Annotated in this window: 24 protein-coding genes; 10 read left to right on the forward strand and 14 right to left on the reverse strand. The window is 72.6% G+C overall.

Annotated features, from left to right (window positions below):
- The first annotated feature begins 213 nt into the window (after positions 1-213).
- Positions 214-1,020, forward strand: coding sequence for a C40 family peptidase (locus OG758_RS23035; RefSeq protein ID WP_326711713.1), 807 nt, complete (start codon positions 214-216; stop codon positions 1,018-1,020).
- Positions 1,021-1,142: 122 nt separating this feature from the next.
- Here the strand turns inward: OG758_RS23035 and OG758_RS23040 are convergent, their stop codons facing one another.
- The 3 genes from OG758_RS23040 to OG758_RS23050 form a co-directional block, all read right to left on the reverse strand.
- Positions 1,143-2,945 carry a hydroxysqualene dehydroxylase gene (locus OG758_RS23040; protein ID WP_326711714.1) on the reverse strand — a complete coding sequence of 601 codons (1,803 nt, stop codon included), beginning with the start codon at positions 2,943-2,945 and terminating at the stop codon, positions 1,143-1,145.
- Positions 2,946-3,054: 109 nt separating this feature from the next.
- Positions 3,055-3,381, reverse strand: coding sequence for a putative quinol monooxygenase (locus tag OG758_RS23045; protein WP_326711715.1), 327 nt, complete (start codon positions 3,379-3,381; stop codon positions 3,055-3,057).
- 86 nt (positions 3,382-3,467) lie between these two features.
- Entirely contained in the window at positions 3,468-4,751 is a 1,284-nt protein-coding gene (locus OG758_RS23050; RefSeq protein ID WP_326711716.1) for a geranylgeranyl reductase family protein, read from the reverse strand.
- A 98-nt stretch (positions 4,752-4,849) separates the two neighbouring features.
- On the opposite strand from OG758_RS23050, the gene OG758_RS23055 reads away from it, so the two are divergent.
- Together OG758_RS23055 and OG758_RS23060 are read left to right on the forward strand one after the other, a co-directional pair.
- Positions 4,850-5,356 (forward strand): GNAT family N-acetyltransferase, encoded by a 507-nt coding sequence (locus tag OG758_RS23055; RefSeq protein ID WP_326711717.1) that lies wholly within the window; start codon positions 4,850-4,852, stop codon positions 5,354-5,356.
- An 87-nt stretch (positions 5,357-5,443) separates the two neighbouring features.
- On the forward strand, positions 5,444-5,785 hold the full coding sequence (locus OG758_RS23060) for a PASTA domain-containing protein (RefSeq protein ID WP_116513482.1): 342 nt from the start codon (positions 5,444-5,446) through the stop codon (positions 5,783-5,785).
- Positions 5,786-5,860: 75 nt separating this feature from the next.
- Here the strand turns inward: OG758_RS23060 and OG758_RS23065 are convergent, their stop codons facing one another.
- The 7 genes from OG758_RS23065 to OG758_RS23095 all read right to left on the reverse strand — a co-directional run bounded on the left by OG758_RS23065 (position 5,861) and on the right by OG758_RS23095 (position 15,111).
- Positions 5,861-8,392, reverse strand: coding sequence for a zinc ribbon domain-containing protein (locus tag OG758_RS23065; protein ID WP_326711718.1), 2,532 nt, complete (start codon positions 8,390-8,392; stop codon positions 5,861-5,863).
- 180 nt (positions 8,393-8,572) lie between these two features.
- Positions 8,573-9,262 (reverse strand): demethylmenaquinone methyltransferase, encoded by a 690-nt coding sequence (locus tag OG758_RS23070; protein WP_326711719.1) that lies wholly within the window; start codon positions 9,260-9,262, stop codon positions 8,573-8,575.
- A 34-nt stretch (positions 9,263-9,296) separates the two neighbouring features.
- Positions 9,297-9,896, reverse strand: coding sequence for a hypothetical protein (locus tag OG758_RS23075; RefSeq protein WP_326711720.1), 600 nt, complete (start codon positions 9,894-9,896; stop codon positions 9,297-9,299).
- Positions 9,897-9,903: 7 nt separating this feature from the next.
- The gene (gene mqnC / locus OG758_RS23080; protein WP_116511252.1) at positions 9,904-11,103 is read right to left on the reverse strand and encodes a cyclic dehypoxanthinyl futalosine synthase; all 1,200 of its coding nucleotides are present in this window, start codon (positions 11,101-11,103) and stop codon (positions 9,904-9,906) included.
- Between the two features lie 158 nt (positions 11,104-11,261).
- A complete protein-coding gene (locus OG758_RS23085; protein WP_326711721.1) occupies positions 11,262-11,999 on the reverse strand; it encodes an A24 family peptidase in 738 nt (245 codons plus the stop codon).
- A gap of 299 nt (positions 12,000-12,298) precedes the next feature.
- On the reverse strand, positions 12,299-13,951 hold the full coding sequence (locus OG758_RS23090) for a serine/threonine-protein kinase (RefSeq protein ID WP_326711722.1): 1,653 nt from the start codon (positions 13,949-13,951) through the stop codon (positions 12,299-12,301).
- Between the two features lie 296 nt (positions 13,952-14,247).
- The gene (locus OG758_RS23095; protein WP_372566066.1) at positions 14,248-15,111 is read right to left on the reverse strand and encodes a menaquinone biosynthetic enzyme MqnA/MqnD family protein; all 864 of its coding nucleotides are present in this window, start codon (positions 15,109-15,111) and stop codon (positions 14,248-14,250) included.
- 292 nt (positions 15,112-15,403) lie between these two features.
- Between OG758_RS23095 and OG758_RS23100 the strand changes: the two genes are divergently transcribed.
- Complete coding sequence (locus tag OG758_RS23100; RefSeq protein WP_006138897.1) at positions 15,404-15,607, forward strand: cold-shock protein; 204 nt, start codon at positions 15,404-15,406, stop codon at positions 15,605-15,607.
- 121 nt (positions 15,608-15,728) lie between these two features.
- On the opposite strand, the gene OG758_RS23105 is transcribed toward OG758_RS23100, so the two are convergent.
- Positions 15,729-16,292: a helix-turn-helix domain-containing protein gene (locus OG758_RS23105; protein WP_326711723.1), complete on the reverse strand. Its 564-nt coding sequence runs from the start codon at positions 16,290-16,292 to the stop codon at positions 15,729-15,731.
- A gap of 85 nt (positions 16,293-16,377) precedes the next feature.
- Between OG758_RS23105 and OG758_RS23110 the strand changes: the two genes are divergently transcribed.
- The 3 genes from OG758_RS23110 to OG758_RS23120 all read left to right on the forward strand — a co-directional run bounded on the left by OG758_RS23110 (position 16,378) and on the right by OG758_RS23120 (position 18,840).
- Complete coding sequence (locus tag OG758_RS23110; RefSeq protein WP_326711724.1) at positions 16,378-17,184, forward strand: AzlC family ABC transporter permease; 807 nt, start codon at positions 16,378-16,380, stop codon at positions 17,182-17,184.
- Positions 17,181-17,495, forward strand: coding sequence for an AzlD domain-containing protein (locus tag OG758_RS23115; protein ID WP_266561378.1), 315 nt, complete (start codon positions 17,181-17,183; stop codon positions 17,493-17,495). The genes OG758_RS23110 and OG758_RS23115 overlap by 4 nt, the downstream gene beginning before the upstream one ends.
- A 295-nt stretch (positions 17,496-17,790) precedes the next feature.
- On the forward strand, positions 17,791-18,840 hold the full coding sequence (locus tag OG758_RS23120) for an ATP-binding protein (RefSeq protein WP_326711725.1): 1,050 nt from the start codon (positions 17,791-17,793) through the stop codon (positions 18,838-18,840).
- Here the strand turns inward: OG758_RS23120 and OG758_RS23125 are convergent.
- Positions 18,837-20,267, reverse strand: a complete 1,431-nt coding sequence (locus OG758_RS23125) for an MFS transporter (RefSeq protein ID WP_326711726.1) — start codon at positions 20,265-20,267, stop codon at positions 18,837-18,839. The genes OG758_RS23120 and OG758_RS23125 overlap by 4 nt on opposite strands.
- Positions 20,268-20,529: 262 nt before the next feature.
- Between OG758_RS23125 and OG758_RS23130 the strand changes: the two genes are divergently transcribed.
- A complete protein-coding gene (locus OG758_RS23130) occupies positions 20,530-21,402 on the forward strand; it encodes a helix-turn-helix domain-containing protein (RefSeq protein WP_266561384.1) in 873 nt (290 codons plus the stop codon).
- A 13-nt stretch (positions 21,403-21,415) separates the two neighbouring features.
- On the opposite strand, the gene OG758_RS23135 is transcribed toward OG758_RS23130, so the two are convergent.
- Positions 21,416-22,717, reverse strand: a complete 1,302-nt coding sequence (locus tag OG758_RS23135; RefSeq protein WP_326711727.1) for an acetyl-CoA C-acetyltransferase — start codon at positions 22,715-22,717, stop codon at positions 21,416-21,418.
- 70 nt (positions 22,718-22,787) lie between these two features.
- On the opposite strand from OG758_RS23135, the gene OG758_RS23140 reads away from it, so the two are divergent.
- Both OG758_RS23140 and OG758_RS23145 read left to right on the forward strand, forming a co-directional pair.
- Positions 22,788-24,101, forward strand: a complete 1,314-nt coding sequence (locus tag OG758_RS23140; protein ID WP_326711728.1) for a 3-oxoacyl-ACP reductase — start codon at positions 22,788-22,790, stop codon at positions 24,099-24,101.
- Between the two features lie 5 nt (positions 24,102-24,106).
- Complete coding sequence (locus OG758_RS23145; protein WP_326711729.1) at positions 24,107-24,949, forward strand: MaoC family dehydratase; 843 nt, start codon at positions 24,107-24,109, stop codon at positions 24,947-24,949.
- On the opposite strand, the gene OG758_RS23150 is transcribed toward OG758_RS23145, so the two are convergent.
- Entirely contained in the window at positions 24,929-25,576 is a 648-nt protein-coding gene (locus OG758_RS23150) for a TetR/AcrR family transcriptional regulator (RefSeq protein WP_326711730.1), read from the reverse strand. The two genes, OG758_RS23145 and OG758_RS23150, sit on opposite strands and share 21 nt — an antisense overlap.
- Between the last annotated feature and the right edge of the window lie 65 nt (positions 25,577-25,641).

Here is a 25,641-nt window from a genome sequence, read left to right on the forward strand (position 1 = left end):
GCTTGGCCATCGGTGTCAACGAGTGGTAGGTCGAGGGCAATTCGGGCGTATTGCAGAAAGCCCATGATCACAGGCTTGATCAGCCCTGTCCGTATTGCCCGTTACGGCGTCAATAAAGGCCGCCGCGCCCGGGATTCAAACGTTCACACGACAACTGTGGCGCACCACACGTTTCTTGAAGGAACCATGGAGGCCCTGATAGCGGTTGTACTCATGTCCCACACCGCTCACATACCCAGCCACCGGAAGCCCCGTCGCAGCGCGTCGAAAATCGCCCTGCGCGCCGGAGTTGCCGGTGGCGTCCTCAGCACCCTGGCAGTGGCCGGTGCGTCCGGCCCGGCGTTCGCCGCCGAGCCGGTGACCGAGACCATCGAGATGCCCACCATCACGGCGGACCTCTCCACTCAGGTCGCCCAGTCCGCGGACGCCACCCAGCAGGCCGCGAACTCGTACGCGCTGCAGGCCGAGCAGGATCTGGCCGTCGCAAAGGCCGCAAAGCAGGCCAAGGCGGACCAGGCCCTCGCGGAGAAGAAGGCGGAGGCCAAGAAGAAGGCCGAGGCCGAGGCGAAGCGCAAGGCCGAGGAAGCGCGCGCGTCGCGCTCCGCCGAGCGCACCACCCTCTCCACCGCCTCCTCCGCGGCCTCCCACGTCGCGGCCCCCGCCAGCGGCAGCGTCGCGTCTGTCATCGCCTTCCTGAAGGCGCAGCTCGGCGACGCGTACGTCATGGGCGGCACCGGCCCCAACTCCTGGGACTGCTCCGGCCTGACCCAGGCCGCGTTCGCGCAGGCCGGCGTCAGCCTGCCGCGCGTCTCGCAGGACCAGTCGACGGCCGGCACCCCGGTCTCCCTCGACAACCTGCAGGTCGGCGACCTCCTCTACTGGGGTGCCGCGGGCTCGGCGTACCACGTGGGTGTGTACATCGGTAACGGCCAGTACCTGGACGCCGCCAACCCCTCCAAGGGCGTTGTCATCCAGGACCTGTCCGGCTACCCGGCGAGCGGTGCGGTCCGCGTTCTCTGAGGTTCTCGCAGCGCATACACGCAGACACACAGGTACGGCAAAGGCCGTCGCTCCCCCGCCCGGGGCGCGGCGGCCTTTGCCGTACGCGCAAGAAGGCCCGTGGGAAGGGCCGCGAACGGGCCTCAGCCCAGATCGAAGGTGTTCGGCAGGCCGAGCCGGAAGCGGGCCTCATCGACGCGCTTGAGGGGTTCGAGCTCGGGCGGCCGGTACAGCTCCCAGACCCGGCAGCGCTCGGCACCCGAATTGTCCTGGTCCAGGAGGGCATTGACAGCCCGTCTGGCGGACTCGTTGGCGCCTTCCATCGTGGCGAGGTCCACGTCGGTACGGACGTAGTCCCCGGCGAGGAAGAGGTTCGGCACCGCGGTGCGGGCCGTGGGGCGCAGGTGCCAGGTGCCGGTCGGGTGGATGAACAGCGGTTCGCGGTTGCCGGGAGCGGGCCCGCCGAGCCCCGTCACCGCCGGGTCCATGAACCAGGACAGCCGGTCCGCGTCCTCGATGAGCGCGCGCCCGCTGTCGTTGACGCCGTCCTTGAGCTGCGCCCAGCACTCCTCCACGATTTCCTCGCGGGTGCACTCCCGGGCCCGCTTTCCATAGAGAATGCCAAGAACATCCCATTCCGAGATGATCGTCGAGACGCAGTCGGCGACCCTCCCGTCGCCGTAGTCGGCGGCGAAGTCCCGCCCGTCCCAGAACTGCGCCTGTCCGATCGCCGTCACCGCCCACGGCGAGTCGAGGCAGTTGACGTGTCCGTGCACCAAGGGAACGGGCCGGCGCACATAGAACATGATCCCGGTCATCCAGTCCGTGCGGAGCCGGTCGCAGCGCGCGAGCTGCGGGTCGGCCGCACGTAAGGCGGCGCCCCAGGTGGGCCGAGCGTGTTCGACGGGCATGGCCTGGACGTAGTAGTCGGCGGTGACGACGCGCTCGCGTCCGCCGTCGGGGTCGGTGATCCGCACGCCGGTGACGCTCCCGTCGGCGTAGAGCACCTCCCGTACGTCACTGGAGAACACGAACCCGACGCCGAGGGAGGCGAGATGGGTGCGCCAGGGGTCGATCCACGCCTCGCTCGTGGGAGCGTTCAGCACGCGGTCGATGTCGGCGTCGGGCCCGTCGAGGCCGCGGCCGAGCAGTCCCCAGAGGATCAGCGCCTCGATGATGACGCGGCCGACCGTGCGGGTGGAGGCCTCCTGGGCGCGGGTGGCGACGAGGTTGCGGGTCTGACCGATGCCGAGGAGCGTGCGGTACTCCTCGCTGAAGTCGCCGGCGCGGATGAAGTCCCACCACGGCACGGCCTCCCACTCGCCCTCGCGGCGGGCGTCGCAGCTGGTGAGATGGACGAGGAGGCGGTTCACGAAGTAGGCGACCTCATGCGCGGGGAGACGGGTCCCCGTGTCCAGGGCTGCCGTGATCTCGTCGCGCAGCCAGGTCGTCGTCAGATCGCCCGCACGCGGTGGGGTCGTGGCACGCCGCAGGGGGAAGTGCAGGTCCGGGCGGCCCTCGTGGCGGGCGAAGAGTTCCTCGGTGGCGTTACGGAGATTGCCGCGCACACCGCCCGGACTGCCAGGGAACGGGATGCGGCGCATCGTGTCGGGCAGGTTCCGGTAGAAGCCGGGGAAGAAGCGGAAGCCGTGCTCGCCGGGGAGCGGTCTGCGGCCCCCCGAGGCCGAGCCCGGTACGTCCATGGAGCGGGCCTTGCCGCCGAGGACGTCGTAGTACTCGTGGACCGTCACCGCGTAGCCGCGTTCGGCGAGTTCATGGGCCGCCGAGAGGCCGGAGACGCCGCCGCCGAGGACGGCGACGCTGGCGCCGGTGCCGGGGGCAGCCGTGGCACCGGTCGCCGGCAGCGCGGCGGCCCCGACCACGGCGCCGGTGCCGGCCAGGATCCGTCTACGGGTCGGTCCGCCCGGTCCGGTGGAAGTGGTCATCCCCTGCCCCCTGACGCATGTGACATGAATGCGTCAGGCTAGGGAGCCGGGGCGCGCCCGGTAACCCGGTGCGCGGCAGCGCCCACAGCACCCTCACATCGTCCGCACATCAGCCCTTCGGGGACAATTCACCCATAGGGCACCAACTGCCGCCCGGGATCTCCGTGTTGATGATCTCCGGTACGGAGGCGATCAGACCGGACATCGTCTCCAGGCCGGCCTTGAAGTGGTCGGAGCCCACGTGCGCGGCCCCCGCGTCCCCGTCCCGGAACCCCTCCAGGAGGACGTACTGGTTCGGGTCCTCGACGCTGCGGGACCAGTCGAAGAAGAGGTTGCCCTCCTCGGCGCGCGTGGCGCGGGTGAAATCGGCGGTGTGCTCCAGCCAGGAGTCGGCGTACTCGGGCCGGGCGGTGAACTTCACGGCGATGAAAATCATGCATCCAGGGTGGCCCCCGCGGAGCGCGGGGGCCAAATCGGGCGAACGCCCGATCGTGGGAGTGCGTACGGGGCGTCGCCCGAACGTCACGCCTTCGGCGCCACCTTGCTCAGGCCGTTGATGATGCGGTCCATCGCGTCGCCGCCCGTCGGGTCGGTCAGGTTGGCGAGCATCTTCAGCGTGAACTTCATGAGCACCGGGTGCGACAGACCGCGCTGCGTCGCGATCTTCATGACCTTCGGGTTGCCGATGAGCTTCACGAAGGCGCGGCCGAGCGTGTAGTAGCCGCCGTAGGTGTCCTTGAGGACCTTCGGGTAGCGGTGGAGGGCGAGTTCGCGCTGGGCGTCGGTCGCGCGGGCGTGCGCCTGCACGATGACGTCGGCCGCGATCTGGCCGGACTCCATGGCGTACGCGATGCCCTCGCCGTTGAACGGGTTCACCATGCCGCCCGCGTCGCCGACCAGGAGCAGACCCTTGGTGTAGTGCGGCTGGCGGTTGAAGGCCATGGGCAGGGCGGCGCCGCGGATCGGCATCGTCATGTTGTCCGGGGTGTAGCCCCAGTCCTCCGGCATCGAGGCGCACCAGGCCTTCAGGACCTCGCGCCAGTCGAGCTCCTTGAACGCGGCGGAGGAGTCGAGGATGCCGAGGCCGACGTTCGACGTGCCGTCGCCCATGCCGAAGATCCAGCCGTAGCCGGGCAGCAGCCGGTCCTGGGCGCCGCGGCGGTCCCACAGCTCCAGCCAGGACTCCAGGTAGTCGTCGTCGTGGCGCGGCGAGGTGAAGTACGTGCGGACGGCGACGCCCATCGGACGGTCGTCGCGCCGGTGCAGGCCCATCGCGAGGGACAGCCGGGTCGAGTTGCCGTCCGCGGCGACGACGAGGGGCGCGTGGAAGGTGACTTCGCGCTTCTCCTCACCGATCTTGGCGTTGACGCCGGTGATACGGCCCGTGCGGTCGTCGATGATCGGGGCGCCGACGTTGCAGCGCTCGTACAGGCGCGCGCCCGCCTTCTGCGCCTGCCGGGCGAGCTGCTCGTCGAAGTCGTCACGCTTGCGGACGAGTCCGTAGTCCGGGTAGGAGGCGAGATCCGGCCAGTCCAGCTGGAGCCGGACACCGCCGCCGATGATGCGCAGGCCCTTGTTGCGCAGCCAGCCCGCCTCTTCGGAGATGTCGATGCCCATCGACACGAGCTGCTTGGTGGCCCGCGGGGTGAGGCCGTCGCCGCACACCTTTTCCCTGGGGAACGCGGTCTTCTCCAGAAGGAGGACGTCGAGTCCGGCCTTGGCCAGGTAGTACGCGGTCGTCGAACCGGCTGGCCCGGCCCCGACGACGATCACATCTGCGCTGTGCTCGGAGAGGGGCTCGGTCACGGCGGGTTCTCCCGAAGACTCGAAATCTGCGTGCCGCACGGCACCGGATGTGGGCAGTCTATGCAGCGGTACTGATCACCCAGCCGAAGGGCCGCCCTGTGAACCGAGCTCTGCCTGATGTACAGCTGCGTGTCCCCACTGACGAGGACGCCTTCGCCTGGCACCGCGTCTTCGACGACCCGGAGGTCATGGAGTTCCACGGCGGGGCCTCTGCCGAGCTGTCCGTGTACGAGGAGCTGACCGCCCGGCAGCGCCGGCACGACGCGGAGCGCGGCTTCTGCCTGTGGACGATGACCGGCACCGACGGCGACGTCATCGGCTTCACGGGCGCGCAGCCCTGGCCGCACGCCTGGGGTCCGGCGGGCGAGATCGAGATCGGCTGGCGGCTCGGGCGGGCGCACTGGGGCCGCGGCTACGCGACGGCGGCCGCCCTGGCAACCGTGGAGCGCGTACGGGCCGCGGGTGTACGGAGCGTGGTGGCGATGGTCGACTCGCGCAACGAGCGGTCGGTGGCGGTGACGCGACGCCTCGGCATGGAACCCGCCGAGACGTTCACCGTCCCGGGTGACCCGCGTACGGGCCTCTGCTTCAGGCTCGCACTGTAGTTCCCTTCGGCTCGCCTCGTCAGCCCTGCCGCTTCCGGTCGGGGGTCCGGCGGAGCTACCCTTCGGGTACCGCTGGGGGTGAAGTCTGTGCGCATTACACCCAAGACGCCCGAAGTGCGCGTACCGAAGTTCGTCGGCCTGATGGCCGTCGACGCGCGCGAGGCCGCGGCGGCGCGCGGCGTGCAACTGGCCGCGCCCGACCGCCCCGACTTCCGTCTCACCGTGGTCGACTACGTCGTTCGCCAGTACCCGCTGCCCGACACCGAGGTGCCCCGCGGCGCCGTCGTCACCGTCTGGTTCGACCTGGCGGACGGCGAGGGCCACGGCGGCTCCGGGGTGAACGAGCCCCGTATGCCGGGGCCGCGCGGCGGCGGGCTGCAGCGCGAACTGGACGAGCCGGGCGAGACGTACACGGTGGTCGGCACATAGTGGTCGGCACACAGCGGTGGCACGCAGCGGCCGGCGCATACGACCGGCCGTGACCGTCGTGGCGCCCGGCCGGCGTCAGTTCGTCAGGCGCCAGGACTCCAGGCCGGTCCGGTACGTCCTCTTCAGGTCGGCCCACACGTCCTGCTGCCCCACGAGGTAGATCGTGTACTCGGTGCCGTCCTCGGCGATGTACGACTGGTCGATGCCGTGCATCGTCCGGCCGCCCTCGTCGCGGTAGGTGTACTCCCAGATCGCGCCGGGCCGCCCCTGGAAGGTGTTCCGGCGCAGGTCGATCCGCTGGTAGTCCTGCTTCTTCCTGTCCTCCTCGGCGTGCTTCTCCATGTTGAGGATGTTGTCGTACGAGGTGTAGCCCGCGTCCGGGATGACGCCGATGAGGTAGTGCTCGGCGCCGGTGCTGCCCGCGTAGGTGATCTGGCTGCCGTTCTCCACGCCCTGGCGCGACCACACGTCGGGGATCACGAAGGAGAAGCCCATGGGGTCGACGGCCTTGCGGTAGCCGGACGGAACGGTCGCGTCCGGGGTCGTGCCCGGCGTGGCGTCCGTGGCCCGGTCCGGCGTCGCGCTCGGGGTGGGGCTCGGCGCCGGGGTCGGCGCCTGCGATGTGGCGGGCTGCTCGGTGCTGACGGCGGGTTTGTCGTCGCGGCCCGCCCTGTCGTCCTTGCCGCCGTTGTCCTCGAGCAGCAGCACCCCGGCCGCCACGCCGCCCCCGATGACGAACGCGCCGGCGATGGTGGCGACCCAGATCCCGGCGCGGCGCGGGGACTTGGCCGGCGCGGCGGCCTGCTGCACGCCGAGCTGGAAGGTGTGCGGGTCGTACAGAGCAGCGACGGCGGGGCCGGGGGTGGGCCCGGGGGGAGGCGTGGGGGTGGGCCCGGGGGGAGGCGTGGGGGTGGGCCCGGGAGCGGCGGTGGCCGTCGGCAGGGCGGCTGCCACGGCGGGGTTCGGCGGGTCGTTGGGGGCAGGCGGTTCCTTGGGCGCTTCCGGCGCGGCAGGCGCCTGAACGGGAGCCGCCGACGCGGGATACGCCTGCACAGGGGCACCCGGCACAGGGGCACCCGGCGCCGGCCCGAACGCCCCCGGCGGCACCTGCGGTTCCGGGACGATCCCGGTCCGCGCCCCCGCCATCTGCATCAGATACGGCGCGAGGAACGCCGCCGCGAACACCCACAGCAGCCCGAACAGAAGCGCCTCCGCCATGCCGAGGCCCACACCGGCGCTGCCCGTGCCGCTGCCGCCGAGGTCGGACGCTGCCCCGGTGGCCTTCACGCCGAGGCCGCCGAGCGCGCCGAGCAGCAGGAACAGACAGAGGAAGATCCCGGCGGAAAGAAGCTGCTCGCGCCGGTCGGACGACCGTCGGGCCGCCATCACGCCCACGGTCAGCGCGCAGACGGTGCCGAGCGCCAGCGCCCCCACGACCGCCCAGGAGTTGGTGACGTCGCCGAGCTCGGAGAGGCCGAACGACTGGTGCTGGTACCCGCCCCCGTACGTCGAACTGCCGCCCGCCTCGAAGGAGATGGGCGCGCCCCAGCCGAGGCCGAGCGCCATGGCGCCGAGGTTCGGCAGCACGAGCAGGGCGACGACCAGCGGCGACAGGTCGGCCTGGCCGAGGTCGGACACGTCGGAGACATCGCCCAGGTCGTCGATCTGGGCGATGCTGATGAACGCGGCGATCGAGCAGATCACGAGGACGACGGCGAGCGCGCGCAGCGCCGTCCCGGTGGCCCGCACCAGCGCCAGCGCCGCCGGCCGGGCGGCGAGCCACTGGGCCAGATCGTCCCTGTGCAGCATTCCCGCGGCGACGGCGAGCGAGATGAGGAGCGCGCCGAGCGCGGCGAGCACGGGCGACGACGAGATCCGCACGCCCTGGATCGAGGGCTGCGCGAACAGGCCGAGGACGAGAACGCCGACGGTCACCAACAGGGCGACACGCAGGGCGGCTTCGAGCCCAGGAGTGCCGGGGACGGCCGGGCTCGTCGCGCGGGCCCGGAGGCGTGAGCGCAGGACGCATACGCCGATCCAGAGCGCCAGGATCCACAGGGCGGTGACGGTGAGAGGAACGAGGGAGAGCGCGGCGCCGCCGCTGAACTCCGCGCCCATGTCACCGCCGCCGGAGCCGAACGGCGAGCCCCCGCCGCCGAAGGGCGAGGAGCCGCCGGAGGCCGACACCTCGAAGCCGCCGCCGAGCGACTGGAGCAGCAGCGCGAGCGAGATCCGCATCCGGTCGCCGAACCCGACGACGACGTCGCTGCCCTGCCCGTACGAAGGGACGGCGAGGGCGACGGCGGCGATCACCAGGAGTCCGACGGGCCACAGCGCGGCCTGCGCCGAGCCGGCCCAGTCGCCGCGGAAGGCGCGCCCGAGGAAGGCGCCGACGGGCGAGGGCCCGCCGGGGGCGAACGCGGGCGGCGGCGGAGCGACGGGCGGCGCGAGCGGCGGAACGGGCGGCTGACCAGGGGACGCCGCGGGAGGAGCCGCGGGCCCCTGAACCGTGGGCTCGCGCTCCGGCGTTCGTTCCCGCCCGCACTTCATGCAGAAGCGGGCCTCGTCGGGAGCCTGGGCTCCGCAGTGCGGGCAGAACGACGCCATGGGAAGTGCTCCGTCATCCGGGAAAGTCGTACCGTCACCAGAGGTGACCGGCTGTCACCACGTACTCAACGGACACATCTTTCCCGGTGACCGGTTCCCCGCGGCGGGGATTCGGCACAACGGACGGGCACGGAGCGGGAATTGAGGGCCCGCCACTTGGAAACCCGCTTTGGAAGACCGCTACTTGACGCCCCGGTGCAGCGCCACGACGCCGCCCGTCAGGTTGCGCCAGGCCACGTCCGACCAGCCGGCCTTCTGGAGGCGGGCCGCGAGCGCCGGCTGGTCGGGCCAGCTGCGGATCGACTCGGCGAGGTAGACGTACGCGTCCGGGTTCGAGGACACGGCGCGGGCCACCGGCGGCAGGGCCCGCATCAGGTACTCGGTGTAGACGGTGCGGAACGGCGCCCACGTCGGCTGCGAGAACTCGCAGATCACGACGCGTCCGCCGGGCTTCGTCACCCGGTACAGCTCGCGCAGCGCCGTGTCCGTGTCCTGCACGTTCCTGAGGCCGAAGGAGATGGTCACGGCGTCGAAGGTGTCGTCCTTGAACGGCAGCTTCGTCGCGTCGCCCGCGGTGAGCGGCATCCACGGGTGCCGCTTCTTGCCGACCTGGAGCATCCCGATCGAGAAGTCGCAGGGCACGACATAGGCGCCGGCCTGCGCGAAGGGCTGCGAGGACGTCGCCGTACCGGCCGCGAGGTCGAGGACCTTCTGCGCGGGCCGCGCGTCGACGGCCTTCGCCACCTCCTTGCGCCACAGCCGGGCCTGGCCGAGCGAGAGCACGTCGTTGGTGAGGTCGTACCGGTCCGCCACGTCGTCGAACATCGAAGCGACTTCGTGCGGCTGCTTGTCCAGGGATGCGCGGGTCACGCGTCCATTGTGGCAGTACGCCCCCGGGCCGGCGTCAGCGGCGCCGGTACACCAGGCGCCCTTCGATGACCGTGGCCACACAGGTGGCCGGGCCGAGCCGGGCGAGTGAGGCACGGTCCGGCACGTCGAACACGGCGAACCGGGCCGGTCCGCCCGCGGTCAGCGGCGGCAGCAGGACGAGCGGCACCGGCGCGAAGGACACCGGCCCGGGCTGGTTCGGCGGGCGCTGCCCGAGAGCAAGCCCGGCCCTGCGCACCGCGTCCACCACGGCGCGGGAGCGCAGTTCCCCGGCCACGGCGACCGTGCCGTGCGCGAACAGCTGCTGGATGCCGCGACGCGCGCTGGCCCCGACCCGGGACGGATCGGCGCGGAAGATCTCCCGCGCGCGCTCCCCGACGACCGGCCGCGTGCCGAACTCGTCGGCCTCGCGCGGGTCCGGGTGGTACGTGCCCTCGAGGATCTCGGGCCCGTACGGGTTGAGCAGGCCGGGTGTGAGGATGCCGGGCCACCGCCGCACCCGCGCCTGCGGGCGGACGGCGGCGAGGTCCTCGTACGGGCCGAGGGCGGCGACGGACGCCCCGTCGACCAGGACCGCGGCCTCGGGCGAGGCCTCGGCCACGTGGATCGTCAGCAAATGAGCCTCAGTTGGTGGAGACGAGCTTCAGCTCGGGGTGGGCCGTGCCGCCCTCGATCGCGGTGGACGAGATGTGCGACTGGACGCGGTCGTCGACCGGGTCGTTCGCCGGGTCGTCGTGCACGACGAGGTGCTCGTACGTCGTGGCGCGCTGCGCGGGGACGCGGCCCGCCTTGCGGATGAGGTCGATGATCTCCAGGCGGTTCGAGCGGTGCTTGGCACCGGCCGAGGAGACGACGTTCTCCTCCAGCATGATCGAACCGAGGTCGTCGGCGCCGTAGTGCAGCGACAGCTGGCCGACCTCCTTGCCGGTGGTCAGCCAGGAGCCCTGGATGTGGGCCACGTTGTCGAGGAAGATCCGCGCGATGGCGATCATCCGCAGGTACTCGAAGAGCGTCGCCTGCGTGCGGCCCTTCAGGTGGTTGTTCTCCGGCTGGTACGTGTACGGGATGAACGCGCGGAAGCCGCCCGTGCGGTCCTGTACGTCGCGGATCATGCGGAGGTGCTCGATGCGCTCGGCGTTGGTCTCGCCGGTGCCCATCAGCATCGTGGACGTCGACTCGACGCCGAGGCGGTGGGCCGCCTCCATGATCTCCAGCCAGCGCTCGCCGGACTCCTTCAGCGGGGCGATCGCCTTGCGGGGGCGGGCCGGGAGGAGCTCGGCGCCGGCGCCCGCGAAGGAGTCGAGGCCGGCCGCGTGGATGCGCTCGATGGCCTCCTCGACGGAGACCTTGGAGATGCGGGCCATGTGCTCGACCTCGGACGCGCCGAGGGAGTGGATGACCAGCTGGGGGAACGCCTGCTTGATGGCGGAGAAGTGCTTCTCGTAGTACTCGACGCCGTAGTCCGGGTGGTGGCCGCCCTGGAACATGATCTGCGTGCCGCCGAGTTCGACGGTCTCGGCGCAGCGGCGCAGGATGTCGTCGAGGTCGCGCGTCCAGCCCTTGGCGGTGTCCTTGGGCGCGGCGTAGAAGGCGCAGAACTTGCACGCCGTCACGCAGACGTTCGTGTAGTTGATGTTCCGCTCGATGATGTACGTCGCGATGTGCTCGGTGCCGGCGTACCGGCGGCGCCTGATGGCGTCGGCGGCCGCGCCGAGCGCGTGCAGGGGAGCGTCGCGGTAGAGGTCGAGCGCCTCTTCGGGGGTGATGCGTCCACCCGCGGCGGCACGGTCGAGGACGGTCTGAAGGTCGGCCTTCTCGGTCACCGGGGTCCCTTTCGGGGGGTCAATGGACGGACCGATCCAGCGTACGCCAGCTCTTCAGGCTGCCCGAGGCCAGGCGCCCCGACCCGCTCCGACCCACCCCGCCCGCCCGGTCAGCGGACCGGCCGACACCGCGGTTCCCCACCGGACCTCACCCGGGATCAGGCGGCGTACGCCCCCATCAGCACGCCGGCGAAGGCGCCCGCGATCAGGAACGGGCCGAACGGGATCGCGGTCCGCCGCCCCGCCCGCCGCAACGCCACGAGCACACCCCCGTACAGCGCCGCGAACAGGAACCCGGCAAACGTTCCGATGAGCAGCAGGCCCCAGCCGTACCAGCCGAGCACCGCACCCAGTCCGACGGCCAGTTTCACGTCCCCGAATCCCATCCCGGCGGGGTTGATGAGGAAGAGCGCGAGGTAGCCGCCGCCGAGCGCGGCCGCGCCGAGCAGGGATGTGCGCCAGGCGCCGCCGGGCTCGGGCAGCAGCGCGGCGAGCCCGAGCAGGGCGAGGGCGGCCGCGGCGAGCGGCAGGGTCAGCACGTCGGGCAGCCGCTTCACCCTGGCATCGACCACCGCGAGCAGCACTCCCACGGGCGCGAGCAGCAGCCAGGCCGCGAGTTCGGGGCGAGCGCCGGTCGCGGCGGCGAGGGCGGCACAGACAAGAGCGGTGGCGAGGGAGACGAGGGCGGTGCGGGGCCCGTACGGGGTGCCGTCCGCGCACCGGGCACGCCCGAGCCAGCCGCCCGCGAGGCCGCCGATGGGATGTCCGGCGGGGCACACGGCCCGCCAGTCCTCGTCGGGCTCGACGGAGAACCGGTAGGCGGCACGAGGCACAAGCCCTCCGGCGACCACACCCCAGAAGACAGCCCCGATGACCAACAGCAGGTCCACATCCACGCCTCGCACCCTACGTACTCCCCCGGGAGCCCGTCAGGCGTCAGCCCCCATCGACCTCATGAGGGCGTCCAGCGGGTCACTCATCGGCGGATACGTGTCGGCGCACGGCGGGCACGCGTACACGTTGAACCCAGGTCCGGTCGCCGCATGGCCGATCTACACGAGGACCGGTTCATCGGTCACACACTGACGACGAGCACACATCCTCACCGCCACCGGAACGCGCACGCCGTGGATGCGCCGCGCACCCAAGTCGACCCCGAACGTCGCCAGATACAGCACCCGCCGCCGCTCCCGGCTCAGCCGCCCACCCGCGCCAGGCGCGCCTTCGGGTTGCCCGCCTCCGGATACTCCGACGAGTACACCAGCACCTTCCCCTCCAGCCGTAGATGCACGGTGTGGGCGGACGATGCGCACGTTCCGGGGTTCGACTCGGCGGCCTCTCCCCCAGCCACCAGCTCCTTGCCCGTGGCCGACTTCAAGGTGAGTACGTCGACACAGTTGATGCCCAGCGGATCGGTCGACGTCACCGTGCCGACCTTCTGCCCCGGCCTCGCCTGCCGCACCTCGACGTCGAAGGTGCCGAACGGAACCCCGGCCTGCACCACCTTGCCGTGCCACTTGCCGAGATAGCCGGACGGGACCTGCCCGCCGGACGGCGTGGCCGCGGGCGGCCTCCCACCCGTGTCCGAGCCGCCTTGCGAGTCCGAATTCCCCGGCAGCAGGTCGAAGAGGAAGGCCGAGCCCAAGGTGACCGCGGCCAGGGCGCCCGCGACTCCCAGAGCGACCGTACAACTGAGACTGCGCCCACGCCCGTTGACGCCCGGCAGGGACGTCGCGGCCACGCTGACGGAGAGTTTCCCGGCACCCGGCACCTCGGTGCGCGGTGCCGGCACGGCGGAGTCGGCGGGCACGTAGGGCTGCGAGGCCGGCGGCCCGTACGCGGGATCGGGCGGCCCGAACACCCCGGCCGGCGATCCCGCCGCGTCCGACGGCCAGTCGACCGAGGGCTTGCTGAAGCCGACCGGACCCGAACGCTCCGCGGCACCCGCCGGCGCCGCGCCCTCCAGGTCCAGGAGTGCCACCGCGCTGCGCCCCACCTGCTCCACCAGCGCGCCCGGCAGCCACCCCGCCGCCACGAGCCGGGCCGCGCCCTGCGGGGCGAGAGCGCTCGCCACCTCGTCAGGGGTGGGCCGCGCGGCCGGGTCCTTCGCCAGGCACGCGGCGGCGACGTCGCGCAGCTCCCCGCGCGCCAGGCCGAGTTCGGGTTCCTCGTGCACCACCTTGTAGAGGAGCGCGGCGGACGAGTCGCCGGAGAACGGGGACGTGCCGGTCACCGCGTAGACCAGGACCGCGCCGAGCGAGAAGACGTCGGCGGCGCCTGTGGCGCCCTTGCCGAGGATCTGCTCGGGCGCCATGTATCCGGGCGACCCGATCGAGACGCCGGTGGAGGTGAGGGAGGCGGTGCCGTCGGTGGCGCGGGCGATGCCGAAGTCGATCAGGCGCGGGCCGTCCACGGTGAGCAGCACGTTCGACGGCTTCACGTCGCGGTGGACGAGCCCGAGACCGTGCACCGCCGACAGCGCCTCGGCGAGGCCCGCGCCCAGGACCCGTACGGAGTGGTCGGGCAGGGCGCGTTCCTTCACGGCCTGCGCGAGGGAGGGGCCTGCCACGTACCCGGTCGCCACCCACGGGACGGCCGCCTCCGGGTCGGCGTCGAGGACCGGCGCCGTCCAGGCACCCCCGACGCGCCGCGCGGCGTCGACCTCGCGCCGGAAGCGCGCCCGGAACTCCTCGTCGAGCGCGAAGTGCGGATGGACGACCTTCACGGCGACTGTGCGGCCTCCGGCGCTGCGCCCCAGGTAGACGCGGCCCATTCCGCCCGAACCGAGTCTTCCGAGCAGCCGGTAGGGCCCGATCGTGGTCGGTTCGCCGGCTTCCAGCGGCTGCATGACCTGGCCTCCCCCTGTGCCCACGCTCCGGTCGGGCCAGGGTAGTACTCCCCTGTCAGGGCTTCCCGTAGTCGCCGCCTCGCGGAACGCATCGCTCCGATATCCGCGTGCCCGGCGTATTCAAAACGTTCACCGGTGAAATTCCTGACGTTCACAGTCGATCGCGGCCGAACGGCCCGTTGTTTCCCGGATAGCCGGAATTGCCCCGCACGCGAGAGGGGCTGCACACAGAAGGCGTACGGGAATTCCCGCGGGGGAATTCGCGTACGCCTTCCGGGGCCGGCGGAGCTACCGCGTCACGGCTGCAGCAGATCGACCCGGACATCGGCCGCGAAGCCGGTCGTCGGACCCACTCGGCGGGCGAACTCCGTGACGCCCTCCAGCTGCCGCGCGCCGAAGCGGAAGTCGAGCGTCGTGAAATAGCGCTCGAGGACCTGCTCGTCGAAGACCTCCCAGCGGGAGGCCTGCTCGGCGACCTTGGTGACCTCTTCCAGGGACACGTCCCGGGAGGCGAGGAACGCCTCGTGCACCTTGCGCGTGATGAGCGGCTCGCGCTCCGCGTAGTCCTTGCGGGCGGCCCACACGGCGAAGACGAACGGCAGTCCCGTCCACTCCTTCCACAGGGCGCCCAGGTCGTGCACCTGCAGTCCCAGGCGCGGCGCGTCGTGCAGGTTGGCGCGCAGGGCCGCGTCCCCGATGAGCACGGCCGCGTCCGCGTCCTGCATCATCAGGCCCAGGTCGGGCGGGCACGTGTAGTAGTCGGGCCGTACGCCGAACCGGTCGGCCAGCAGCAGCTGCGCGAGGCGCACGGATGTGCGCGAGGTGGAGCCGAGCGCCACCCGCCGCCCGTCGAGCTGGTCGAGAGGTACCTGCGAGACGATCACGCACGACATCACCGGGCCGTCGCAGCCGACCGCGAGGTCGGGGAAGGCGACGAGCTGGTCGGCGGCCTTCAGGAACTCGACGAGGGTGATGGGCGCGATGTCGAGGTCACCCTGGACGAGGCTCTCGCTGAGCTTCTCCGGGGTGTCCTTCGTGAGCTCGAGGTCGAGGAGCGTTCCCGTCCTGGCAAGTCCCCAGTACAGGGGCATGCAGTTGAGGAACTGGATGTGGCCGACTCGTGGCCGGTTGCGCTGCGGGATCTCGGGAGAATTGTCCACATCGCGAGGCTAGACCCCATGCGGTACGGTGCAGGCTTCAGGGTCCCCGAGTCGGCCCCGTCAACCCTTTGGCGCCCCGTGTCAAACCTCCGGGTGACGTGATCTTTCCCTCTATTGCATTCCGGTGCCTGCGTGCTAGGCTCACCGCCAAGTTGCAGTTTGGTTTCCCTTGCAGTACAGAGCCTGCGGAGCATGTGACCGCGGGCTCTCGTCGTATTCAGACTTTTGCAGTTGTTCGCAAGTGCATTTGCAGGTTCTGGAGCAGGGCGACCCTTTGGCCCAAGGAGGGCTTATGGCTACCGGAACCGTGAAGTGGTTCAACGCTGAAAAGGGCTTTGGCTTCATCGCCCAGGAAGGCGGCGGCCCGGACGTCTTCGTCCACTACTCCGCGATCAACGCAAACGGCTTCCGCTCCCTCGAGGAGAACCAGGCCGTGAGCTTCGACGTCACGCAGGGCCCGAAGGGCCCGCAGGCGGAGAACGTCACCCCCATGTAAGTGGGGCGTCCCCAGGTTTGCCCTTGGGACGTCGTGACTCCGGAACGGATGCAGTACCCAAGGAGCCCCGCTCCGCCAAGTGCCCCGGCACGCGGCGGAGACGGGGCTCCTGCCTTTCGGCTCACGCGTACTGCATGACCAGAACGCAGGTCGTACCCGGCTCCAGGGCGCGGCAGGTGTGCGGGACGTCGCCGGGGTACGACATGTAGTCGCCCGGACCGAGTTCGACCGGGTCGTCCTGTGGTCCCGCGAGAACCCGGCCGGTGCCCACCACGATGTGCTCGACAGCGCCCGGCATGTGGGGCTCCGATTCACGGGGCGCGCCGGGCTCGACCTGGAGGAAGTAGAGGTCACGGCGGGAGCCCGGCGGGTTCGGCGAGAGCAGCGTCGCCGCGTAGTCGGCCCGCTCCGAGGGAACGGCGACGCCCTGGCCCGCCCTGATGACCTGGACGACGGGGCGCGGCGGGTCGAGCAGCAGACTCGGCGGGACGTCGAGCGCGACACTCAGCGCCCAGAGGGTCTCCAGGCTCGGGTTCCCGCTCGCCGACTCCAGTTGCGAAAGCGTGGACTTGGCGATCCCCGCGCGCTTGGCCAGCTCGGACAGGGAGATCCCGGCCCGGCCGCGCTCCCGGCGCAGGGCCGCGGCGATGCGGTCGAGGGGGAGGCGGGGGGTGTCGCCGGCCATGCTGCTCCTACTCACCGTTCGTTCGCTGAGGCGGACCGAAACGTTCGCCTTGACGAACGGCTGGTCTCGTGTCCATTCTACGAGTATGCGTTCGCCACACCGAACAGATAGCCTCCTTGAGCGAACGGTGGCCTCCGGCACGCCCTCGGACCCCGCCGCCGTTCCCGCCCGCACCGACCGGAGCCTCCTGCGCGACATCGCGCTCGTCTGCCTCGCCGACGCCGTCGTGGGTGTCTCCTTCGGCGCGATCGCGGTCACCGGCGGGCTGCCCGTCTGGGTTCCCGTGCTGATGTCGCTGATCGTCTTCGCCGGATCGGCGCAGTTCAGCACCGTCGCCGTGCTCACGGCGGGTGGCGGCCCCGTGGCCGCCGCGGCGACCGGACTGCTGCTCAACACCCGCACGGCGGCGTTCAGTCTCGCCGTCGCGGACGCGCTCGGCCGGTCCTGGCCCGTGCGTCTCGTCGGCGCCCACCTCGTCACCGACGAGACGGCGGCGTTCGTCCTCGCGCAGCGCGATCCCCGGCGGCGCAGGGCGGCGTTCTGGATATCGGGCCTCGGGCTCTTCGCCGCCTGGAACCTCAGCGTGCTCGCCGGGGCACTCGCGGGCTCCGCGCTCGGGGACACCGCCAGGTTCGGCCTGGACGCGGCGTTCCCGGCGGTGCTCCTTGCGCTCGTACTGCCCGCGCTGCGCGGCTCGGCCGGGGTGCGGCGGGCCGCGGCGGCCGGCGCGGTGATCGCGGTCGCGGCGACGCCGGTGCTGCCCGCGGGGGTGCCGGTCCTGCTGGCGCTGACCGGATTGCTCGTGGCCCGCACGCCCCGGCGGGGAACCCCTTCCCGTACGCCCCGCCCGGGATCCCCTTCCCGTACGACCTCCCCGGGAGGCCCCTCGTGAACGCCACGCTCGTCGCCGTCCTCGTCCTGGCCGCCGGGACGTACGTCTTCCGGCTCGCCGGGCCCCTGCTGCACGGGCGGGTCGAACTGCCCGCGCGGGTGCAGGAGTTGCTGACCGTGGGGGCGACCGTGCTGCTGGTGGGTCTGCTCGCGACGGGGGCGCTGACCGAGGGGCACGGCTTCGCCGGGTGGGCGCGGCCCGCCGGAGTGCTGGCCGGCGGGGTGCTCGCGTGGCGTAAGGCGCCCTTCGCCGTCGTCGTCGTGGGCGCCGCCGCGACGACGGGCCTCCTGCGGCTCGCGGGCGTGCCGTAGAGGCCACGCAGGTGCGGCAATCCGTACCGGATCGGGCGGGTAACGCCTCCAACTCGCTCCCGGCCGGGCCCATTCGGCAACCTGCGAACGGAAAGCGGTTCCGATCGGTCGCGCGGACCGGCGTCGGGGAAACCGCCGCTACTGTGATCGGCCCGCGTCACCGACCGGACCCCGCGCAGAGGACAGGTGGACCGATTTCTGCGCACGCACCGATGCCGGGAACCGCCCGCCCGGCACATGCTGGCCGCATCCGACCGGAACGCAGCAAGAGGCAGCACGACGGAGGCACCAGAACATGCCGGAGCTCCTGCACACCCGGGCCGTGGGACTCGTCGGCCGGGGCGGCGCCGCGGCCGCGCTCGAAGGGCTGCTGCGCGCGGAGCGCCTGGTGACGGTCGCCGGGCCGGGCGGCGTCGGCAAGAGCGCGCTCGCCGCCGAAGTCGTACGGCGCATGCGCCGCGAGCCCTGGTCCGCGAAGGGCACCGCCGACCTGGCCACGCTCGACATCCCCGGGCTCGTGCCGCACGCGCTCGCCCGCGCCCTGCGCATCGACGGCGATCCCGCGGTGCCGCAGCTCCCCGCGCTGGCCGCCGCGATCGGGCGGCGCCCGGTGCTCCTCGTCGTCGACACCTGCGAGCGCCAGGCCGCGGAGTGCGCCGCCACGCTGCTGCACCTCGTACAGGCGTGCCCGGAGCTGCGCGTCCTCGCCACCAGCAGGGTCCCGCTGGACACCCCGGTCACGTTCCCGCTGCCCCCGCTCACCCCCGGCGGCGCGGCCCGCCTGCTCAGGACGGCCGCGCGGGCACTCGGCGCGCCGGAGGGCCCGGACCACGAGCCGGTCCGCCGCGTCTGCAAGGCACTCGGCGGTCTGCCGCTCGCCCTGCGCATCGCGGCGGGCCAGCTGAAACACCACGACGCCGACGACCTGCTGTCGCTCATCGGCCGCCCGGAGCACCTGCTCGACCTGCCCGCCCCGATGCCCGGACTGCCGCACCGGCTGCGCACGCTGCGCGCCTCGCTGCGCTGGAGCCAGCGGCTCTGCCCGCCCGGCGAACGGCTGCTGTGGGCGCGGGCCTCCGTCTTCACGGGGCCTTTCACCCTGTCCGACACGGTGACGGTGTGCGCGGACGACCGGCTGCCGGCCGACGAGCTCGCCCGCGCCTTCGAGGGGCTCGCGGACCACTTCCTGTTCACACCCGAGCCGTCGAGCCCCGGCGCCTTCCGCATGACGGCGGCCACGCGCGCGTACGGCAGGCACCTGCTGGAACGCCTCGGCGAGGATGCCGAGTTCCGGCGGCGGTGCCTGGCGCACTGCCTGCGCAACGCGGCCTCCTCCCCGCCCTAGCCCTTCTTCTTCCTGGGCAGGGCCCAGGCCGCCAGCGCCGCCGTCACGCACAGGAGGCCGCCCGCGACGATCAGGCTCGTCCGCATGCCCCCGAGCGAGAAGCCGTCACCGGCGCCGCCCGCGATCAGCGAGCCGAAGAGGGCGACGGCGAGGGCGCCGCCGGTCTGGCGGAACGCGTTCAGGAGGCCGGAGGCCGTGCCCGCGCGGGCCGCCGGGACGCTGTCCATGAGCAGGGCGGTGAGCGCGGGGACCGCGAACGCGCCGCCCATGCCCGTCGGGACGAGCAGGAGCAGGATCAGCCAGACCGGGGTGTGCGCGGCCAGCGGCAGCAGGCAGAACATGCCGAGGGCGAGGACGGCCTGCCCGGTCACGATGACGGGACGGCGGCCGAAGCGCTCGGCCATCGGCGGGGAGATGAGATTGGTCGACGTGATGATCGCGGCCAGCGGTACGAACATGAGACCCGCCTCGGTGCCGGACATGCCGCGCAGCTGCTGGTAGTAGAGGCCGAGCAGGAAGATCGCGCCGTAGAAGGCGACGTTGACGGCGAAGCCGATGGCGAGGGACACGCTCACGTCGCGCCGCCGCAGCAGGGGCAGCGGGACCATGGGCGCGCGGTGGCGCTTCTCGGCGGCGAGGAAGGCGAGCGCCCCGGCGACCGCCACGGCGAGTGCCGCGAGGACGGACGGGGCGGTCCAGCCCGCGTGGCCGCCCTCGATGACCGCGAAGGCGAGCCCGGCGAGCGCGAGGACGGCGGTGACCTGGCCGGCCAGGTCGAGCGGGGCGGGACGGCGCGGGGAGCGCGGGACGCGGGCGAGGAGGGCCAGGATCAGGGCGCCCACCGGCAGGTTCAGGAAGAAGACGGCGCGCCAGCCGGCGGCCTCGGTGAGTATGCCGCCGAGGACGGGGCCGACGGCCATGGCGACCGAACCGCCCACCGTCCACAGGGCGATGGCCCGTGCGCGGTGGCGCGCGTCGTCGTAGGCCTGGCGGATCAGCGCGAGCGAGGCCGGCATCACGATGGCCGCGGCGCCGCCCTGGACGACACGGGCGGCGACGAGCGTGCCGATGCCGGGCGCGAGCGCGCAGGCGAGCGAGGCGAGGGTGAACAGTGCGACACCCCAGGCGTAGGCGCGCCGCGCACCGGCCCGGTCGGCGAGCGCCCCGGCGGAGAGCATGAGCGCGGCGAACATCAGGGTGTACGCGTCGACGATCCACTGGAGCCCGGTGATGCCGCCGTGCAGGGACGTACGGATGGCGGGGAGGGCGATGTTCACCGCGGACACGTCGATGGAGATGACGGTGAAGCCGAGGAGTGCGGCGACGAGGGCGAAGCCGGACTCCTGTGCGGGTGCCGGCGAACCAGCCGCCGGTCTGCGGACGCGGGTCGGGTTCCGCTGGTCGGAGCGGGTGGCGACGGACGGCATTCGGGGCTCCTCGGGTGGAGAAACGGGTGGGCGACGTGGTCCGTCGGTCCTTCCCGGCAAGGCTTCATGCGGGCGGCTTCGGCAACCGCGGCCGCGGCCCGGTGTCATGCACCCCCTGGGTCCGCGGTGGCCTCGCCGCCCGCAACGGGTTCAACTCTGCGGGGTGTTGGCGCGAGGTGGCAGGGCGCCGTTCACCGGGGCGCGCTGTTCCTGGTCCTGACACGGCCCCCCACAGACCTCGCCGAGCGGGGACAATGGAGGTATGGCTGGTGGAGCGACGAACGACGGCACTGAACTGGGCAGATATCTCAAGGCGCGGCGCGCGCTCGTGAGCCCGGCGGACGCGGGGCTGCCCGCGGGCGCGGGTATCCGGCGAACGCCGGGCCTGCGCCGCGAGGAGCTGGCGACGCTCGCCGGCGTCAGCGTCGACTACTACACGCGCCTGGAGCGTGGCCGCGAGACGAATCCCTCCACGGCCGTGATCGACGCCATCAGCCGCGCCCTGCGGCTGTGCGGCGACGCGCACGAGCGCCTCCACGACCTGGCAGAGCTGGCCTCGGGGCGCCTCACCGAGCCGCACCCCACGACCGACCGCACGGTGCGCGATTCGGTCCTGCGGGTCCTGGAGGCGCTGAGTCCGCTGCCCGCGTACGTGGTGAGCCCGCACAACTACGTGCTGGCGGCGAACCCGGCGGGCCGCCGCCTCCTGCCCGGCCTGTGGGACTGGCCGGACGAGGAGCGCAACATCACGCGGTATCTGTTCCTGCACCCCGTGGGCCGCGTCCTCTACGTCCCCTGGGAGGAGACGGTCGCCCAGTCGGTGGCGCACCTGCGCGCGGTGGGCGGCAAGGACCCGAACTCGCCGGAGCTGGCCGCCCTCGTCGGCGAACTCGTCCTGAAGTCCCCGGAGTTCGCGAAGCTCTGGGACCGTTACGAGGTCCTTGAGCGCGGCGGCGGCACCAAGACGTTCGCGCACCCCAAGGTCGGCCGGATGACCCTCACCTTCGAGGTCATGCAGCTGGCCCGCACGGGCGGGCAGCGCCTCGTCACGTATCAGGCCGAGCCCGGCAGCCCGGACGAGGCGGCGATGCTCCGCCTGGACCCGGCGGCCCGTCCGGACCGCCGGGAGCCCTGAACTCCCTTATTCCTCAGGCGCGTTCGAGTATCGCGGTGACGCCCTGCCCGCCGGCGGCGCAGATCGAGATCAGCCCGCGGGAGGGGGCGTCACGTTCGCTCAGGAGCTTCGCCAGGGTGGCCACGATGCGGGCGCCGGTCGCGGCGAAGGGGTGGCCGGTCGCGAGGGAGGATCCGGCGACGTTGAGGCGGGCCCGGTCGACGGGCGCGAGGCCCTGCTTCTCCCAGGCGGCCAGCGTCGCGAGGACCTGTGAGGCGAACGCCTCGTGCACCTCGAAGAGGTCGAAGTCCTCGACGCCGAGCCCGGCCCGCTCCAGCATCCGGGGCACGGCGTGGGCGGGCGCCATGAGCAGCCCGTCGCCCTCACCCCCGGTCACGTCTCCGCCGACGAAGTCCACCGCCCCGGTCTCGTACGCCGTGAGGTAGGCCAGCGGTTCGAGGCCCTGCTCAGCGGCCCACTCCTCGCTCGCGAGCAGCACCACGGCCGCGCCGTCGGTCAGCGGGGTCGAATTCCCGGCTGTCATCGTCGGGTTCGGGCCGTCCGTGCCGAACACCGGCTTGAGCGTGGCGAGTTTGCCGACGGTCGACCCGGGGCGCAGATTCTGGTCGCGGTCGAGCCCCCGGTACGGGACGACGAGGTCGTCCAGGAAGCCGCGCTCGTAGGCGGCCGCGAGCCGCTGGTGGCTTGCGGCCGCCAGCTCGTCCTGCGCCTCGCGGGCGATGCCCCAGGCACGCGCGGTGACGGCGGCGTGCTCGCCCATGGCCAGCCCGGTGCGCGGCTCGGCGTTGCGGGGGATGTCCGGTACGAGGTGCTGGGGGCGCACCCGGCTCAGGGCCTTGAGGCGCGCGGGCAGGGAACGGGCGCGCCGCGCGTCGAGGAGGATGCGGCGCAGGAAGTCGTTGACACCGAGCGGCGCGTCGCTCGCGGTGTCGGCGCCGCCGGCGACCGCGCTGTCGAGCTGCCCGAGCGCGATCTTGTTGGCGGCGGCGATCACGGCCTGGAGTCCGGTGCCGCAGGCCTGCTGGATGTCGTACGCCGGGGTGCGCGGGTCGAGTGCGGAGCCGAGGAGCGTCTCGCGCGCGAGGTTGAAGTCGCGGCTGTGCTTGAGGACGGCTCCGGCGACGAACTCGCCGACGGCGCCCGGAGCCTGGAGGCCGTAGCGCGTGGCGAGGCCGTCGAGGGCCGCGGTCAGCATGTCCTGGTTCGAGGCGGTCGCGTAGGGGCCGTCGGAGCGGGCGAAGGGGATGCGGCTGCCGCCGACGACCGCGACGCGGCGCGGCAGATCTGCGCGCACCGGGCGTGCTGGGCGTTCCATCTCGACCAACTCCTGACTGTTCAGTAACCTTACTCAGAAGTAAATTACTGACCGAGCAGGGAGTTGGACAATGGCCGACCGCTATCTGAACTTCACCGGCACGGCCCCGGGCCGCTTCCTGACCCGCCGCCTGGGCCTTCCCCAGCCCGCACAGCTGCACCGCTGGACACCCGAACGACCGGTGCTGGACGGCCCGTTGCTCCATCTCACGGCCGGTGAATCCGTGCACACGGCGGAGCTCGCGGGGCTGCTGGCGCGCACCGGCCCCGACGTGCGGGCGGCGGCCGAGCGCCCCGCCGCGATCGTCCTCGACGCCACGGCAGTCACGGACATTCCCACGCTCGCCGAGGTGCACGCGGCCCTGCACCCGGTCGCGCGCGCGGTCGCGTCCAGTGGCCGGATCGTGGTGCTCGGCGCCCCGCTCTCCCGCGACGACCACCACCAGGCCGCCGCCCAGCAGGCACTCGAAGGGTTCGTGCGCTCCCTCGGCAAGGAGACCGGCCGCGGCCGCACCGTCACCCTCGTACGTGTCGAAGGGCCCGTGGCAGCCGCCGAGTCGACACTGCGATTCCTCCTGTCGCCCAAGTCCGCGTACGTCAGCGGCCAGGTGATCGAGGTCGCGGCCGGCGACACCACCGCGCCCGCCGACTGGGCGCGCCCCCTGGCCGGCCGCACGGCCCTGGTCACGGGCGCCGCCCGCGGCATCGGCGAGGCGGTGGCGGAGGTCCTCGCGCGGGACGGGGCCCGTCTGATCCTCCTGGACGTGCCATCCGCACAGGGTGATCTCGAGGCCCTTGCGGCCCGCCTCGACGCGACGGCGCTGCCCCTCGACATCACGTCCCCCGGCGCGGCCGAGCGGATCACGGACGCCGCACCCGCCCTGGACACCCTGGTCCACAACGCGGGCATCACCCGGGACCGCACCCTCGCCAAGATGCCCGCCGACCGCTGGGCCACGGTCCTCGACGTGAACCTCGCGAGCGTCCTGACCACCACGGACGCCCTGCTCAGGTCCGGCACGCTCAGCCGCGGCGGCCGCGTCGTCGCCACCGCGTCCATCGCCGGTCTCGCGGGGAACGCGGGCCAGACGAACTACGCGGCCAGCAAGGCGGGCATCGCCGGACTGACCCGCTCCCTCGCCCCCAAGGCGCTCGCCGAACACGGTGTCACGGTCAACGCGGTGGCGCCCGGCTTCATCGAGACGAAGATGACGGCCGCGGTCCCCCTGTTCATCCGCGAGGCGGGCCGCCGCATGAACTCCCTCGGACAGGGCGGGCTCCCGGTGGACGTGGCGGAGACGACGGCCTGGCTGGCCCACCCCGCCTCCGGCGCCGTCAACGGCCAGGTCGTCCGTGTCTGCGGCCAGAGCCTGCTGGGGGCCTGACGACCATGACGACCGTCACGCTCACCGCCGCCCCGTCCCTGCCTCCCCTCCTGGCCCGCGGCGCCCTGCTCTCACCCCTCAAGCGCCCGGGCCCCGGCGCCGAGGCCCCCGCGACCCGCCTGGTCCTGCCGGCCGCACGCGCCGACCGCACCCGCCTGGCCGCGTACCGCGAGGTGTGCGGCTTCGCCCCGGACCAGGCCGCACTCCCGGTCACGTATCCGCACGTCCTCGGCTTCCCCCTGGCGATGCGGATCATGGCCGAGCGACGCTTCCCGCTCCCCCTGCTCGGCCTCGTCCACACCTCCATCACCGTCACCCAGGGGCACGACCTGCCGGTCGACGAGGCGTACGAACTCTCCGTTTACGTAAAGGAGTTGGCGCCTCACCGGCGCGGCACCGAGGCCACGGTCGTCACCGAGCTGCGGGCGGGCGACACACGTGCGTGGACCTCGACCAGCACCTACCTGGCGCGCCACCGCACCGACACACCCGCCGCGGCGGCGGCAGAGGAGCGTCCCGAGCCGCTGCCCGCCGTGGCCGAATGGAAGCTGCCCGGCGACCTGGGCCGCCGCTACGGCGCCGCATCCGGCGACCGCAACCCCATCCATCTGCACCCGCTCACGGCCCGCCTCTTCGGCTTCCCGCGCGCCATCGCGCACGGCATGTGGACGGTCGCCCGCTGTCTCGCCGAACACGGCGCGGAGGGCGAGGTGCAGGTGCGCGCCGCGTTCAAGGCCCCCGTACTGCTGCCGGCGACCGTGACATACGCGTCCCGGGGGCCCGCCTTCGAGCTCCGCTCGGCGCGCACCCATGTCACGGGTGAGGTGCTACGCGCCGGGGGCGGGTGACCAGCGCCGGCCCTCCATCAGGTTCCCGAGGCCCGACCAGGCGAAGTTCATCAGCGTGGCCGCGGCCTCCTTGGCCGTGACCGACGGGTCCGTGCCGGCCCAGCCGGCCAGCGACTCCGCGGCCCCGACCAGCGCCTGCCCGAGCCCGGCGACCTCGCGGTCGGGCAGCGCGGGATCGCCGTGCGCCTCCCTGGCCGCCGCGGCGATCAGCCCGGTCACGAACGCGACGATCTCCTCCCGCATGGCCGTGACCTCGACGGCGAAGGGCTCACCGCCCGTCCGCGCGTGGCTGTGCAGAACGGCCCAGCCGTCGGGGTTGTGCGCCGTGTGCGTGAAGAACGCCCGGAGCCCGTCCCACAGCTGCCGGTCGGCTCCTCCGGCGCCGGACACACCCGCGCGTACGGCCGCGACCAGGGCCGCGGACTCGCGCCGGATACACGCCGAAAAGAGCTCTTCCTTGGAGTTCAGATAGAGGTACACCAGCGGTTTCGACACCCCGGCGAGCTCCGCGATGTCATCCATCGACGCGGCCCGGTACCCACGCTCCCCGAACACCCGCACCGCCGCGTCGAGCATCTGGCGCTCCCGCACGGCCCGCGGCATCCGCTTGGTCCTCACTTCGCCCACCCCGGCCGCCCGCCTCTCTCCACACCGCGTCCGCACGCAAGCCTAGCCACCACAACGCACACACC

Source organism: Streptomyces sp. NBC_01474, assembly GCF_035918215.1.
Taxonomy (GTDB): Bacteria; Actinomycetota; Actinomycetes; order Streptomycetales; family Streptomycetaceae; genus Streptomyces; species Streptomyces aureus.